This is a genomic window from Butyrivibrio sp. INlla16 (assembly GCF_900104155.1).
In the GTDB taxonomy this organism is placed as follows: domain Bacteria; phylum Bacillota; class Clostridia; order Lachnospirales; family Lachnospiraceae; genus Butyrivibrio.
In genome coordinates this window covers 95,560-111,130 of the sequence record NZ_FMYB01000008.1, presented here as the reverse complement: position 1 = coordinate 111,130, position 15,571 = coordinate 95,560, and the positions used below count along the sequence as shown (strand labels likewise).

General features: G+C 44.7%; 13 protein-coding genes. 1 reads left to right on the top strand and 12 read right to left on the bottom strand.

What is annotated here, in order from left to right:
- Positions 1-15: 15 nt before the first annotated feature.
- From scfB to BLR42_RS05885, 6 genes are all read right to left on the bottom strand, one after another.
- Positions 16-1,443: a thioether cross-link-forming SCIFF peptide maturase gene (gene scfB / locus BLR42_RS05910; protein ID WP_091867437.1), complete on the bottom strand. Its 1,428-nt coding sequence runs from the start codon at positions 1,441-1,443 to the stop codon at positions 16-18.
- Positions 1,444-1,568: 125 nt separating this feature from the next.
- A complete protein-coding gene (gene scfA, locus BLR42_RS05905) occupies positions 1,569-1,718 on the bottom strand; it encodes a six-cysteine ranthipeptide SCIFF (RefSeq protein WP_022762634.1) in 150 nt (49 codons plus the stop codon).
- A gap of 99 nt (positions 1,719-1,817) precedes the next feature.
- Positions 1,818-3,128: an HlyC/CorC family transporter gene (locus tag BLR42_RS05900; protein WP_091867435.1), complete on the bottom strand. Its 1,311-nt coding sequence runs from the start codon at positions 3,126-3,128 to the stop codon at positions 1,818-1,820.
- Between the two features lie 24 nt (positions 3,129-3,152).
- Positions 3,153-4,544, bottom strand: a complete 1,392-nt coding sequence (locus tag BLR42_RS05895) for an MATE family efflux transporter (protein ID WP_091867433.1) — start codon at positions 4,542-4,544, stop codon at positions 3,153-3,155.
- A gap of 2 nt (positions 4,545-4,546) precedes the next feature.
- Entirely contained in the window at positions 4,547-5,815 is a 1,269-nt protein-coding gene (hisS, locus tag BLR42_RS05890; protein WP_091867431.1) for a histidine--tRNA ligase, read from the bottom strand.
- Positions 5,816-5,844: 29 nt separating this feature from the next.
- The gene (locus BLR42_RS05885) at positions 5,845-6,117 is read right to left on the bottom strand and encodes a hypothetical protein (RefSeq protein ID WP_022762638.1); all 273 of its coding nucleotides are present in this window, start codon (positions 6,115-6,117) and stop codon (positions 5,845-5,847) included.
- Between the two features lie 351 nt (positions 6,118-6,468).
- On the opposite strand from BLR42_RS05885, the gene BLR42_RS05880 reads away from it, so the two are divergent.
- Positions 6,469-8,262 carry a methyl-accepting chemotaxis protein gene (locus BLR42_RS05880; RefSeq protein ID WP_091867429.1) on the top strand — a complete coding sequence of 598 codons (1,794 nt, stop codon included), beginning with the start codon at positions 6,469-6,471 and terminating at the stop codon, positions 8,260-8,262.
- Between the two features lie 85 nt (positions 8,263-8,347).
- Here BLR42_RS05880 and BLR42_RS05875 read toward each other — a convergent pair whose 3' ends face one another.
- The 6 genes from BLR42_RS05875 to sdaAB form a co-directional block, all read right to left on the bottom strand.
- Entirely contained in the window at positions 8,348-9,655 is a 1,308-nt protein-coding gene (locus BLR42_RS05875) for a GGDEF domain-containing protein (RefSeq protein WP_091867427.1), read from the bottom strand.
- 100 nt (positions 9,656-9,755) lie between these two features.
- Positions 9,756-11,036 carry a metallopeptidase TldD-related protein gene (locus BLR42_RS05870; RefSeq protein WP_091867425.1) on the bottom strand — a complete coding sequence of 427 codons (1,281 nt, stop codon included), beginning with the start codon at positions 11,034-11,036 and terminating at the stop codon, positions 9,756-9,758.
- A gap of 19 nt (positions 11,037-11,055) precedes the next feature.
- Positions 11,056-12,486: a TldD/PmbA family protein gene (locus BLR42_RS05865; RefSeq protein WP_091867423.1), complete on the bottom strand. Its 1,431-nt coding sequence runs from the start codon at positions 12,484-12,486 to the stop codon at positions 11,056-11,058.
- A gap of 86 nt (positions 12,487-12,572) precedes the next feature.
- Positions 12,573-13,796 carry a nickel pincer cofactor biosynthesis protein LarC gene (larC, locus tag BLR42_RS05860; RefSeq protein ID WP_091867421.1) on the bottom strand — a complete coding sequence of 408 codons (1,224 nt, stop codon included), beginning with the start codon at positions 13,794-13,796 and terminating at the stop codon, positions 12,573-12,575.
- A gap of 64 nt (positions 13,797-13,860) precedes the next feature.
- Positions 13,861-14,745, bottom strand: coding sequence for an L-serine ammonia-lyase, iron-sulfur-dependent, subunit alpha (sdaAA, locus tag BLR42_RS05855; protein ID WP_091867418.1), 885 nt, complete (start codon positions 14,743-14,745; stop codon positions 13,861-13,863).
- Between the two features lie 96 nt (positions 14,746-14,841).
- Entirely contained in the window at positions 14,842-15,510 is a 669-nt protein-coding gene (gene sdaAB, locus BLR42_RS05850) for an L-serine ammonia-lyase, iron-sulfur-dependent subunit beta (RefSeq protein WP_026498027.1), read from the bottom strand.
- Positions 15,511-15,571 lie beyond the last annotated feature (61 nt).

The following is a 15,571-nucleotide window of genomic DNA, read 5'->3' as shown; positions in this document are numbered from 1 at the left end:
AACCCTCCGTTATACTCATTCGGCAAGTGCGGCTTTAATCATAATTGCGCATTCTATACGCTTTCTCTGAAGCTCGCATCCCGTATGATAGGTTGTATTTATGTCGCCGTTAAAATTGTAGGCGTTTGCAGCACAACCTCCGCTGCAATAATATCTTGCAAAGCACTTCTGACACTCCGGTCTCGAGTACACATTGCTCTCCTTAAACTGTCTGCGGAGATCATCTCTTGTGATTCCGTCAAAGACATTACCCATAATAAAATCTTCATTACCGACAAACTGGTGACAAGGATAAAGGTCACCCCAGGGCGTAACTCCGAGATACTCACATCCCGAACCGCAGCCCGACAGTCTCTTAGCTACGCAGGGACCGCCCTCTAAGTCGATGTTGAAATGGAAGAAATTGAAGCCTTTCCCTTCCTTATGTCTCTGAAGATAAAACTTGGCAAGTTCATCATACTGCTCGCAAAGATAAGGGATATCCTCATCCTTGATTGCATACCAGTCTTCAGGCTTAGCCACAACCGGCTCAACCGAGATCTGTTTAAATCCGAGATTCGCAAGATGCTTAACATCCTCACAGAAATCCAGATTGTTGTGCGTAAAGGTTCCTCTTACGAAGTATCTGAGCTGATGACGGCTCTCCGCCACCTTCTTAAACTTGGGAACGATGTTATCGTAGGTTCCCTGACCTCCGCGCATGGGACGCATCTTATCATTTACTTCCTTGCGTCCGTCTATTGAAAGGACGATGTTGCCCATCTCCTTATTGGCATATTCAAGTATCTCATCTGTTAAAAGAGTTCCGTTGGTGGTAAGTGTAAAACGGAAGTTCTTATCGTGTTCCTTCTCAAGGCTTCGTCCGTACTCTACTATCTTCTTTACCACATCCCAGTTAAGAAGCGGTTCTCCTCCAAAGAAGTCAACCTCAAGATTCCTTCTGCCACCGGAATTCTTGATAAGGAAATCAAGAGCAGCCTTACCGACTTCCTCTGTCATAAGAGCTTTTCTGCCGTGATACTCACCCTCATCGGCAAAGCAATACTTACATCTGAGGTTGCAGTCGTGCGCGATATTGAGGCAAAGTGCCTTGACTACGGTATCTCTCTCCTTGAACTCTTCAACATAATTCTCATAAACGTCATCCGTATAAAGAACTTCACCTCTTCGAAGCTCCAAAATATCGGAAATCGCGTCCTTCAGGTCCTCTTCACTGTAATTATCAAAGTCACCTGAAAGGGCAGCCGCAAGCTCTGAAGTAAGAGCCTCATCATCTGCATCGGAAGCACCCTCTGCTGTGATGTCGGCTGACTTAAAGCGCTTAATCAATTGCTCCTCCACGGGGTGGATAAGATCAAAAACAATGTCATCCACTACGTGAACAGAACCACTGTTTACATCCAGAACAATATCATAGCCGTTGTTCTTGTATGCATGTACCATATAAAATTCTCACTACCTTTTCTAATATGTGATGTTGTAAAAATGTATTCCTCACAGTTTTCATAAAGCAAGCAGCGGCATGGCCGCTGCCTGTTTAGTTATAACTATTTAGTTAAATACACCTATTACTTGTTAGCAACCTGCTCGCAGCTCTGGTTACCAACAGTGCAGGAAGTCTTGCATGCAGACTGGCATGATGTCTGGCATTCACCGCAGCCGCCCTTCTTCATTGACTCCTTAAGATTTCTTGTTGCAAGTGTCTTTACATGCTTCATAACTCTTCTCCTTTTCATTCAGGATTAATACTGAAAAACAACACAGTTTTCCACGCTCCAGTAGTATACCATAATTTGTTCACTGCGAAAAGCACTTTTTCACCCAGTCACACTACCTTTTTCATCCTCGTTCTCAGTGCCGCTCTCCTTAGTGTCAAAAGCGCCCTCCGGAATATAAACCAGAACATCGGTGATACGGTTTCTCTTTATGGCACTCGCTGTGAGTTCAACACCGTTTTCAAGCTTTGTGGTCTCGCCGCCTCTCGGAAGTCTGTCCAGACTCTCGATCATCAGTCCTCCGATGGAATCGTAGTCGTCAGATGCAAAAGCCGTTCCCAGAGCATCATTGATATCATCGAGCTTCATATTACCTTCAACCAGGAATCTTCCGCCTCCGAGCTCTCTTATCTGCTCTTCTTCATCGGAATCATACTCATCACGTATCTCACCGACGATTTCTTCCAGAAGATCCTCCAGAGTGATCATTCCAACGGTTGCTCCGTATTCACTAAGGACAAAAGCGACATTCTGCGCATTTTTCCTCATCTCCATAAGGAGATCCGCCGTCTTTTTATATTCGTAGGTGTAGTAAGCCTCTCTCAGATAGTCGCTTATTTTGAAGTTATCCTTATCAGAAACCAGCACCATGTCCTTGATATTTATAAGACCGATGATATTGTCCTGATTATCCTCATAAACAGGGATTCTGGTATACATCTCCTGCTTGAAAACACGCAGAACCTCATGATACTCAGCATCGGAGCTAACGCAGCTCATATCTATTCTGGGAATCATGACATCCTTTGCAACCGCATCGGAAAATTCGAACACGTTGTAGATGATTTCCTTCTCACCGCTTTCGATTACTCCGTCCTCATGGCTTACATCGACATAGGTCTTAAGCTCTTTTTCCGTCATAAGCTGATGCGAATTCTTATCAACTCTCAAAATTTTAAGCACAATATCCGCCACAGCATTGACGATCCAGATAACCGGCGAAAGAATTGTCATTATAAGAAGAATTATTCTCGCGTAAAAGAGCGCCATATTTTCGGCATAAGTGGTCGCAATTGTCTTAGGAATGATCTCACCGATTATGAGAACCACAATAGTCAAAACGCCGGTTCCGATACTGATAGCCCAGTCGCCCCACAATCTCTGAACAAAAATCGTCGCGATGGCAGAAGCCGACAGATTGACTATGTTGTTTCCTATAAGAACCGCCGAGAGCATGTTCTGATAATCGTCCAAGATTTTCTGAACCGCCAGAGCTCTCTTATTGTTTTCCTCCACAAGCGTCTTGATCCTGACTCTGCTGACACAGCTCATGGCCGTCTCCGCAGATGAAAAAAACGCTGATAAAAATACAAGAAGAATCAGAACGATCAACTGTATTATATTTTGCTGCAAGTCTTTGCCCCCCTTTAGGTGTTGTTATGCTGTAACAGTACCGCCATCCATCTTCGATACCACTTTTTTCTTAATTATAAAGTAACTGATGAGATGTGCGGTAGATGTAATTGTCCAGGTCACGGGATAGGATATATACAGTACCGTAAGGTCGTGATATATCCTGAATACAGTAAGTATCCATACAATTCGAAGTCCGCAGGCTCCAATGATCGAAACTATCATTGGCACGGTGGAGTATCCCATTCCGCGAAGGCTTCCGCAGATAACATCCATGCATCCACAGAGGAAATAAACCGTGCAGATAACCGCCATACGCTGAACGCCGTACTGAATTGTAGCAGGTTCCTTGGTATATATACTTACAAGCTGTGCCCCGAAGAAATAGAAAACATTTCCCATCACAGCTCCGACCACAAATACAACCGCAAGGCAGGTTCTAAGTACCTTGCCGATTCTCTCCGGCTTGTTTGCACCGACGTTCTGGCTGGTGAAGGATACGCAGGCCTGGTATACGGAATTCATCGCCATATATACAAAGCCTTCAATATTTGCCGCCGCCGCACTTCCCGCCATAGCAACGGAACCGAATTCGTTGATTGAGGACTGAATCAGCACATTTGAGAATGAAAAAATCGCACCCTGAAGTCCTGCAGGAAGCCCGACACGTACTATCCTCTTTGTCTTGTCCATGTCCACCCTGATTTTTCTGATGCTCAGTTTATACATCTCATCCGTAGTTATAAGCGCCTTTACTATAAGGCCTGCCGATACGGCCTGAGCAAGTATTGTAGCCAGTGCAACACCAGCCACATGCATGTGAAAACCGATTACAAAAATCAGGTTCAGAATTACATTTATCACGCCGGCATTCATAAGGTAGTATAGAGGCCTTCTGGTATCTCCGGTCGCCCTCAAAATAGCCGCACCGAAATTATACAGCATTGTTACCGGCATTCCGATAAAATATATTCGCATATACAAAGTGGAAAGGTCAATTACTTCCTCGGGAGATCCCATCATCTCCAGAATTGGTCTGGAAACAAGGATACCTATAACGGCAATAATAATTCCACCGATAAGAGCAAGTGCAACTGTCGTATGCACTGTCTCTTCCATCTCCTTCTTCTGTTTTGCCGCAAAATATCTGGCAGCAAGCACATTGACACCCACGGAAAGACCCATGAATACACTAAGGAGCATGTTTATAACAGAGCCCGTTGAGCCGATTGCCGCTACGCAATTGGCTCCCAGGGTATCATCTCCCGAGAACTGGCCTACCACTACTATGTCCGCAGCATTAAAAAGAAGCTGCAGTACGCTCGAGATAATTAAAGGTATGGAAAAAAGGAGAATCTTCGGAAGAAGAGCCCCCTTAGTCATATCTATCTCGTATTTTCTGTTTCTGTTTTTCATAATCAATGCTTAAATTCTGTTTTGTAGAAATCCTTGAAATCTGCGTAGCCCTGAGCACCAAGCTGTTCCTTCTGGAACTTTTTATTTTTATTCATGCGCACAACAAGGACCTGGCGTCCGTTTGCTCTCTCTTTCTGTGCCTCGGCGATAATTTCGGAAAGCTGCTCACCGCCGATACCCTTTTCAATAAGGAAAGCGACTTTATCCTTCTCATCGGGAATCTTGAAGCCCTCGTCCATCATAATCATGATAATACGCTCAAAACCGATTGAGAATCCGCAGGCAGGTGTGTCCTGGCCTGTAAACTTGCCGACCATCTTATCATAGCGTCCGCCGCCACCGCAGCTTCCGCCGTACTGAGGCATAGCCACCTCAAAAATAGTTCCTGTGTAGTAACTCATACCGCGAACAAGTGTGGGATCGAATACAAGCTCAAACTCCGCACTCTTTGTTGCATCAACACTTGAAATGATCTCCTGCAGGCTGTTCTTAACGTCAGCGTCAAGGAAGTCGCCGAGAGTATCAGCGAGGAAGCTTATTCCTTCAATTGCACCCTTTCCTTCAACATTTTTAAAGAGGTCAAGGTACTTATCAATACTCTCCTTCGAAAAACCATCCTTAAGGAGTTCTTCCGCTACGCCTTCCAGCCCTATCTTATCCATCTTATCAAGTGTTATGAAAACAGAATCATAGGATTCCTCTGTAAAGCCGGCATACGCAGCCATAGCCTTAAGCATACGTCTCTCATTTATTCTGATCTGGAAGCCCTTAAAACCAAGTCTTCCGAGAGTTGTTGTAGTAGCAAGGATAAGCTCTATCTCAGCAAGATTGGTGGGCTCACCGAGAATATCAATATCACACTGCATAAACTGACGATAGCGTCCCTTCTGCGGTCTGTCTGCTCTCCATACATAGCCCATCTGAAGTGCCTTGAAAGGTGAAGGCAGTTCATTCTGGTGGTTGGAATAGTATCTTACAAGCGGAACCGTAAGGTCATAACGAAGTCCCGAATCCGTAAGGTCGTTTTCTTCCTTTGCTGTCTCGAGATTGAGCTTCTCTCCTCTTTTCATTACCTTAAATATGAGTTTCTCGTTCTCGCCGCCCTGCTTGCTGTTAAGGTTCGCAAGAGATTCTACGCAGGGGGTATCTATGGAAGTAAATCCAAAGCCTGCATAAGTATCCTTAATAATACCGATCACATAATCTCTGAGTTTCATCTCCTCAGGGAGTATATCCTTCATTCCCGTTACAGGTTTCTTTATAAGTGCCATTCGTTAACCTCGTCTTTCTTTATTTATCCTTACAGCCACCGCAAGGGGTTGCTGAGTACTTTTGCACGCTTTACGATTTCCTCGCGGTTATGCTTGATGTAGAACTCCAGGGCCGCAATCTCCTCTTCCTCAAAACCATCGGATTTGAGAATTTTATATCCCGGGATAATGCCCTCGGCAGTATCATTCTCTCTAAGCGATCTGGGCCGCGAAAAATAAATCCTTATGAATGTCTTTCCGGATTTTGACGTCAAAAAGCCTGTCTGCGTCATTTTCAGTTCCTGACCAAAATTCTTAGCCATATTTCCCCCATAAGCAAAGATAAAGTCTTACATAATCCTTATCATCATACCATATAAAGGCATACATCAAAATATGATATATGTGACCGGCTAAAAATACAAGTCGGAATTCAAACTTCGCACAGCCCCCAGAGCTCCGTCCGCCGGCCCCGAACCGTATGCTCAGATGAACCGTCATCTGAGCATACGGTTCGGGGCCGGCGGACGGAGCTCTGGGAGCTGTGTGAAGTTTGAGTTAACGAATTATAAATTCTATTAAATTACTGTAAACATGCTCATTTTCGTGCGTTTTATCGTAAAATTATAGTGTAGTGTATTCATGTACATGTATTTGTAAAGGAGATCGTACAAATGGCTAACAACGAAAACAACAGCGGATTCGAGAAAATCCCATTTATTAAGACCGTTGCCGGAATGAGTCTTATGACTTATCTTGCACTGCTGATTTTGTTCGCATTATCTATAGCAGTAGTTGTTACTGAAATGATGAATATCACAAAGAACTCCATAGCTCAAGCTGAGCAGGTGCAGGGTGTAATGAATGATATGCGTGTTTTTGAAGTAGACATGCGTATTGTGGACAATGATGGTTTTGCCCTTGCATCAGGCTATGATTATCTTAGTCAGAATGGACAGGTTGAAGGAAAAAATACCGAAATACAGGCCTGCCTTGCTGAGATGGATTCTGCTGTTGAGGGAATAACCTCAACCTTTGCCGAGCTGACAGGTGCAGACAGTACTGCTACAAAGGCCGCAAACGTAATTGCAGAGAACTACGCAACCTATAAGCCCGGATATGAGAAATGTATGACAGCAGCTGCATCAGGCGATGTCGATACAATCATTCAGGTTGTATATGTTGAGTGTGCATCACAGTTGACCGTAATGAAGGAACAGCTGAGTATTCTCGACAAAGAACTGGAATCAGTTCAGCAGCAGTCCAGCGAGGCTGTCTATGCAAAAGCCATGAGAGCAATCGGAGTAGTTAATTCGATTATGGCAGTATATATCATCTGCATTATCGCATTCTGCTTCTTCAACTATCGCAAGGTTGGCCGTAAGGTTAATCTCATTGCCGATGAGATCAATGATATCATCACCAATATCAATAACCATCAGGGCGACCTGACAGTAAGACTTGAGACAAAGACCTCTTCCGAGCTTGTGCATATCAAGCAGGGCTTCAACCACTTTATGGAGACCCTTCAGAACATCCTTAGAGAGGTTAAGAACGGAACGGTTACACTTACCGAATCCTCTGAGAGTATGACAAACCAGATCGTTTTAGCCAACGATAATATAACCAATACTTCCGCAGCTCTTGAAGAGCTCGCAGCAAGCATGCAGAACGTATCAGATACCTCCAAGGTGATGAACGAGAAGCTCGATAACGTCAAGGAAGCTACCGACAACATCAACTTTGGTGTTGAAGACGGTACTGCTAAGGCTGAGGAGATCAGAGCTGAAGCTATCGAGATAAAAGATGGCGCCCTCCACAAGAAGGAGAATACCGGTGCCAAGATGGAGAACCTCTCAGGAGTGCTTGAGCAGTCCGTTAAGGATAGTGAAAAGGTTAAGCAGATCAACGAGCTTACCAATGTCATCCTTGATATCGCTTCACAGACTAACCTCCTTGCCCTCAATGCTTCAATCGAAGCGGCAAGAGCAGGTGAAGCAGGACGCGGATTCTCGGTTGTTGCTGAAGAGATCAGCTCCCTTGCAGATAACTCCCGTCAGACAGCTGCCAACATCCAGGATATCAGTAATGAAGTTACCCAGGCAGTTACCACTCTGGCTGATAATGCTATGCAGGTTCTTGATTTCATCAACACCACAGTTCTTAGCGACTACGATGCTTTCGTAGAAACAGGTGAGAAATACGAAGAAACCGCAAAGCTCATCAATGAGATGCTTGACGGCATAGCTGATCAGACTCAGAACCTCAACACTATTATGGAAGAAATGAGTGATTCCGTTACCTCTATTTCACAGTCTGTAAACGAGGCTTCCGATGCGATCAACCAGTCCGCAGAGAACTCTCAGGACATCGTCGACGAGATCAGCGGCATCAGTTCCGCTATGGACACCAACAACGATGTAACAGAGAAACTGAGCGAGAGCACAAGACAGTTCATAAATATCTAAAAAAATCTCTTGAAACAATAAATAGGGCTTGGGATCAATCTTTGGTCCCAAGCCTTTAATTATTTCGAAGTAATTCGAAAACCAATTATTTTAAAGTTACTTTATTTCTGCCACTTTCCTTTGACATATAAAGTGCTTTATCCACACGATTGAATACATCGTCGAAAGAATCCTCATCGCGAAGCTCTGTAACTCCTACAGAACAGGTCAGCTGACCGATCTCCGGAAAAGTTGCTGCTTCAACATTCTTCCTTAAAGTTTCAGATACCTCATAAAGCTCATCTCCGGTTTTCCCTCTGTAGACAATGACAAATTCTTCGCCGCCCCATCTGCCTATATGAGCGTCTTTATCGACAACCGTCTCTTCAATGATGTGCGCGAATTCCTTAAGTGTGCGATCGCCTGCGGAATGTCCGTAGTTATCATTAACCTGCTTAAAGAAATCAATGTCGATCATCATAAGGGATACAGGCGTTCCCTCCTTTTTATGTGCATCGATAGCATTAAGCATCTCCGTCTTAATTCCGCCATGATTGAGAAGTCCTGTCAGTGAATCGGCTATCGCAAGCTCCTCATATTGCCTCAAGGTAGTCATGAGTTCCTCAAAGTTCTCATGAATATCCTGTACCATGAAGACAAATCTGAAATCGTCCTCATTGGCCGTTGCTGTCCTGCTGAAAATAAGTTTTACCCAGATGTATGTGCCCTCAAGATTCATCATCATACAGTCAAGCGATATTGTGCGTCCCGGTGCCAGATTGGCCTTCAGGTATTCAGGATCCGTGATCTTAAGAAACTGATCCTTATCCTCCGGAGCGATCATATTTACCGTCATCAAGCGCCATTCTGAATATTTTATGCTTGAATTCACGGTCTCATCGGATATCTCCGTCACACTCAAACTGCTGGTCGTATCCTGAACAAGGTCCACATACATTGAAAACAGATAGGTGTTCTGTATCGTATTGACCTTTTTGGTGGTCATGAATTCCTCAACATACTCATCGTCGTCAAGTTCATCCATGACAAAAATATACTGTTTCTCATTTCTTGTCGGATAAACCTGCATCTGTACAAAATGAGGTGTACTGCTGCCTTCGAGAAAAACCTTCAGTCTTCTGCTATATTTTCCTTTAAAATCCGCATAGTATGATACAAATGCCTTGTACTTGTCAGTAATCAGTTCACTTGAACCCTCAATATGAAACCAGAGCTTCTCTATCAGGTCATGATAATCACCGGTTTCCTCAATAAGCTCTTTGAACATATTTCTGCGAGTCATTGCCCTGTATCTGTTGGTTGTTGCATCCACAAGAATAACAGCGTCGACATTTTCATGTAAAAGCTCAAGTACTTCCTTTTCCGTATAGCTTTCCAGGCTCTTTCTTGCCATTTTCCTTCCCCTCTGTCATGGGCCCTCTAATCATTCTTTTTATTGAGAATGAATTCCATTAACTTATTTATTATATATCAAATTCAGCCTGTATGCACGCTTATTCAGCGCCTGTGACGCTGACATTCTCAAGCCTTGTGAGCGCAGGAATGTTGAAGTTGTCATACTGGCGCTTTTCCTTTGACATATACATCTCATTCACAAAGTCTGTCATGCAGCCTGAAATCGAACCTCCGCTTACAGGGGTAACCTTTTCGCCGTCGTGGTAATAACCAAGTCTTATCTCTCCCGCGATATCTCCCGAGATGGAATCAACAGCAAAATCCGAAAATTCAACTATCTCAAGGTATTTTCCGCTTCTGATCTCTTCCGAAGTCTTGGAACCGCCTTCCACATCAAAATTGCATGCAAGGTATGAATCCTTGATTCCAAGGTAATATCTGAATCTTCTTCCGCCAAAGAAGGTGGTGGGAACATTTTTATCAAGAACTGTCATATCCCTTATTACAGCACCTTCATCATCCACATCGAAGTTTTTTGATGAGTTCGGCAGGTATTTTACGGATTTCAGGGTAACTTTATCTCCCTTTGCCCTAGGCGCAACTTCCTTGCCAATCTCCCAATCGGAATACTTGCTGTATATAAAACCCGCATTGCACTTTTCAACAAACCAACTGAATATCTGGACCGCATCGCTTGTCGGGAAAACAACTGCTGCCTTTCCAAGCTTCGGAGTAGGTTTCGCGATCAGCTTATCCTTACCATATCTGAGTACCTCTGCAATGTCCTTTTTCAGGTTCTCACTGTCGCAGCTTCCTGCCTTATACATGCGATAGAGCTCGATCTCATGCTCGCTATCCCTGGCATTTACCACAACCTCAACCATTGATGAGGGATATTCAAAGCTTATGTCTATTCCCTCCGAGTTGATGAATCTTCTCTTATTCTTCTCAGCAAAAATCTCATAGGAATTGATGTACTCTGTGTCCGTCTCCGGAAGCTCCTTCATTGCCTTTACGAAGTTTTCCGCAATTTGGGAAACATCCACGTCCTCACTTATTGATACCTCATAATCTTCGGGCTTATTAAGCTCGTAAAAAGGGTTCTTTACATTTTCTGCCCTTGAGATGAGCTTATTGATTTCTTCTTTTATCTCTTCATCCGTAAGTGTCGGATATATCTCTCCCGAAGCACTTCCGAGCATCTTGCCGTCGTCAAGCTTCTTGTAAACCTTGACGTTAATATGCTCTACGTCTCTTACTCTGTTCTGGTCCAGTCTGTGCTTTATGAAATAAAACTCATACGCAAGTGTTGTTGTATCTGTAATCTCAAAGCCGTCCGCATCGGAGGCCTTGAGAATATCTATAATCTTGTCTGTCATTTTCTTTTCCTTTCCGTGCTTAGCCTAATCTAGCAATCGCCTTCAGGTAAGGGCCACCATCGGAGACTTTTACCCACTCCTTGTGTCCTTTACCGCAGCCGCCGTTACCGAAGGATTCACGGTCTGTACTTACCATTGAAATTGAGCCGAGAAGATCTGGCACATAGCCTGTCATAACTACAGGTGCCACAACTTTTCCCGTGAACTTGCCGTCTATAATCTCACGGCCTCTCGCAACGATGCACTGAATGCCCCAGTGCTTCGGATCCTCCATACCGGAGAACATACCCTCAAGATAGTAGCCCTTCTTAACCGAAGCGATCATATCCTCCTTAGAGTCACTGCCGCTGTCGAACATCGTATTTGTCATGCGTGTATAAACCTTGTGCTCGAAGTTCTCGCGCTTACCGTTACCGGTGGGCTTTGTTCCGAGTCTGAGCGCAGCAAGAGCATCACAGACACCTGTTTTCAAAATGCCGTGATCAATCTCTGTAACATCGCCTGCAAGTGTACCCTCATCGTCAAAGGCATAGCTTGCAACGTCAACAACGCAGTTTGCACCCTCGTGCATCGAAACAAGATCTGAACCGACACGCTTATCAATATACTCCGCACCGAGAGCTCTGCCCTTTACAAACATATCCATCTCAACGCCATGGCCGAAGGCCTCATGCGCGATAAGTCCTGTAACCTCAGGGCTTGTGATAATCTCATATTCGCCGGGTACTACCGGATCGGCATCCAGCATATCGCCAACAGAATTAACAGCCACCTCGATTTTCTCCTCAAGGTCGTCAAGAATTCCGGCACCGCTTCTTCCCGAAACGCCCTCGATTGACATGGTATTTCTGCCGTTCTTAGCACCGATTGCAAGAATAGAACCTTCTGTGTAAACATAGCTCTGGCGCATATCTCTGTTCTTTGTGAGGAACATCTTGCAGACATGGGTGGACTTTGCGGATGCGGGTGCATCTATCATGAAATCCTTAAGCTTTACAGCTCTGTCGCTATAGCTTTGTAGCTTCTCCATAAGTGCCCCGAGATCCACATCCTGAGGCATGATATCAGTCTCCATCTCTGTGAAGAGCTCGCAGGGCTCGTCGTCAAGCTTATCCGTATCAAAAACTTCTGTGGAAGTCTTTTTGATAATTTCAAACTGGTCATTCAGAATATTCTTTAGTTTTGAGGCGAAAGCGCTCATATCCTTATCAGGTTTGTTGAACGAATACTCGCTGTAAAGGCCATCCTTATATACTCTGACAACGCAGCCTCTTTCGGTCGTCATATTTTCACTCGTAATCGCCTTGCTCTTCTGCGATGCCTGTATAGAAAAGCCCTTGGAATCGCTGGCAAGAACGCTTACGTAATCATATTCCTTCGAGAGCTCATCGATCAGCATTTTAAGGCCGGGTGCAAGCTCTGTAAGGTATAAAGAAAACTTTGCTTTCATAAAATACTCCTAACATTATATTTTTTGCACAAATACTCCTCTATTATATACTCTCGGGAAAGATAAAGACTAATTTTTCTTCAGACTCACATCAATCCTGCATCCATATCTCTCGCTATCCTTGCAAGATCTTCATACTCTTTCTTCTCACGCTTTACACCGTACCCGGAGACTTCCTTTACACGTATTTCTCCATCGGGAGTAGTTATCGTTTTCTCCTCACGGTGAAGCACGTAGCGATTGCTGATGTGCTCACGAATACCGATGGTTGTTGTATATTTGAAAATCTTTTTGACCAATTCTTCTTTTTTATCTTCCCTGCAGAGGACTGTCAGCATGGTTCCCGGCCGATTTTTCTTCATGAAAATAGAAGTGGTAAATACGTCCAAAGCACCCTCTCCCATGAGACGCTCAGTTGCAAAGCCTATTGCCTCGGGAGTCATGTCGTCGAGATTGCAGATGAGTTCTGTGATGGTATCGGTGAGAGCTTCGTCATCTTCATTGCCAAGCATCACCCTTACGCAGTTTGCCTTTGCGAAATCCTTTTTACCCATACCATAACCGATTTTATCTACACTCATAATAGGCTGAGGTCCAAAGCTTTTTGCAAAGTATCTGATAAGAGCTGCCCCTGTGGGAGTGCATAACTCTCCGTTAATATCTGCGCTGTAGGACGGAATACCTTTTAAAAGAATTGCGGTGGCAGGCGCAGGAACCGGAAGAATTCCGTGCGCACATTTTACATGACCGCTTCCAACATGGATTGGAGATGCGATCACGCTGGCCGGATTAATCTCGTGCATAATAAAGCAGGTCGCTGTAATGTCTGCAATGGCATCCATACTGCCAACTTCATGAAAATGTATCTCGGACACAGGCTTTCCATGCACTGCGCTCTCTGCATCCGCGATCAGTTCATATATATTAATGATGTCCTTTTTAATGGACTCTTCTATTTTCAGTGACTTAACGATATACTCGATATCGCGGAGGCTTCTGTGGATGTGATCATGATGATGGCCGTGGTCATGGTCGTGGTGATGGTCGTGGTGATGTTCATTGTCATGTTCATGGTCATGATGATCGTCCGCATCCACGCTTAGTTCTTCTTCTCCATTTACCCTGACTTCCAGATGTTTTCCTGTAATTCCGCATTTTTCTGAAGTCACAAGCTCATAAGTCACCCCGGGAATCCCGGCTTCATTAAGCTTTTCAAGTATATCATCTCTGTTTTCACAGGTATCCAAAAGGGCTGCAGAGAGCATATCTCCTGCGGCTCCCATCTTGCATTCTATATAAAGTGTTTTCATGATAATTGTTATCCTTTCGATAGTTACGAGGATTAAATTGTATGCTACTTAATTATATCACATTTTATTTATCTGAAAACACCATTTCTTTTAATTTTATTCCCGTAGGGGTCGTGGCCAGTCCTCCGGCCGCAGTTTCCTTTAGGGTTGTCGACATCACATCTCCGACTTCTTTCATAGCATCCAGGCATTCATCGGCAGGAATGTGAGCTTTAATTCCGGCAAGCGCCATGTCCGCACAGGAAAAAGCTATCATCAGTCCCGATACGTTTCTCTTAATACAGGGAATTTCCACCAGTCCTGCCACAGGATCACACGCAAGTCCCATTTGGTTAGCGATTGCCATTGCACATGCATCTGCGCACTGATCAGGAGTTCCTCCCATCAGCTCCACAAGGGCTGCTGCCGTCATAGCAGCTGCACTTCCGCACTCAGCCTGACATCCTCCCTCAGCTCCTGCGATACTTGCTCTGTTTGCCACAACCATTCCGATAGCTCCCGCAGTGAACATGGACATCACAATGTCCTTTTCATCAAAACCTCTGTCCTCGTATAGGGAAACCAGTGCTCCAGGTAAAATACCGCAGCTCCCTGCTGTAGGCGCCGCAACAATTCGCCCCATTGACGCATTACATCCCGCTACCGAAAGTGCTCTTGCTATCGCCTTTGACAACCCCTCCCCGCAGAGTCCGCCATCATTTTTTCCTGCGTATTCGTTCATGATATAGCCTTCACCGCCGGTAAGACCGGAAGTCGACTTAATATCCTTCTTCATGCCCTCCTGTACAGACTGCTTCATTACACTGAAATTAATTTCCATTTTTTCATAAAGCTCAAGCTCTGTTATTCCAAGACTCTCAGCCTGGTCTTCAAGAGCAAGCTGGCTAAGCTTTATATTTCGGGCATTGGCAGCGGTCACGAGATCGCTGATGGATTCGTATTTTATCATTTTGTTCACCTCATCCGGCGCTTCGCGCCACCTTCCCCCCTAGGGGAAGGCTTTATTGTTATGCTTTCCCCCTAGGGGAAGGCTTAATGTTGCTCGCTAAACTCTTTTGATCAGAATTGCGTTAAGGACGTGGTCGATACCTCTTATCTCATCTACCAGTGTCTCCGGCGGCTTGTTATCTATTTCAATGGTCATGATGGCTTCTCCGCCCTTTTCCTGGCGCGAGAGATGGAACTTGGAGATATTCAGATCCTCGTGTTCCCAGTGCATCATATTTGTGACGCTCGCAATAACACCGGGTTTGTCCTCGTGCATCACAAGGATTGTATTGTTGTCACCGGAAAATTCCACATCCATACCATTTATCTGTTTTACAAGGATATTGCCTCCACCAACGCTGGCGCCCTGCATCACGCCTTCGGAGCCATCCTCCAAAAAGTAATGAATGCGCGCGGTATTGGGGTGTGCCCCCTTGATGTTCTCTTTTATAAATGTGTACTCTATTCCCCGCTCAGCTGCGATCTTATGCGCATCCCTGATTTCGGGAGAATAGCTTTTGTACCCCATTATTCCGGCAAGAAGCGCTCTGTCTGTTCCATGTCCCCTGTAAGTCTGGGCAAAAGATCCGGACAGGGTGATCTCAACCTTTTTTAATTTTCTGTCATCTATAAGCTTGTTGACAACTCTGCCGAGCCGCACCGCACCCGCAGTGTGAGAACTCGAAGGTCCTATCATCACCGGTCCTATAATATCGAAAATGTTCATGGAATTACCTCCATTAAAAAAATGGAGCAGACACATCACACCAAAAGCGCTAGAATCTGCT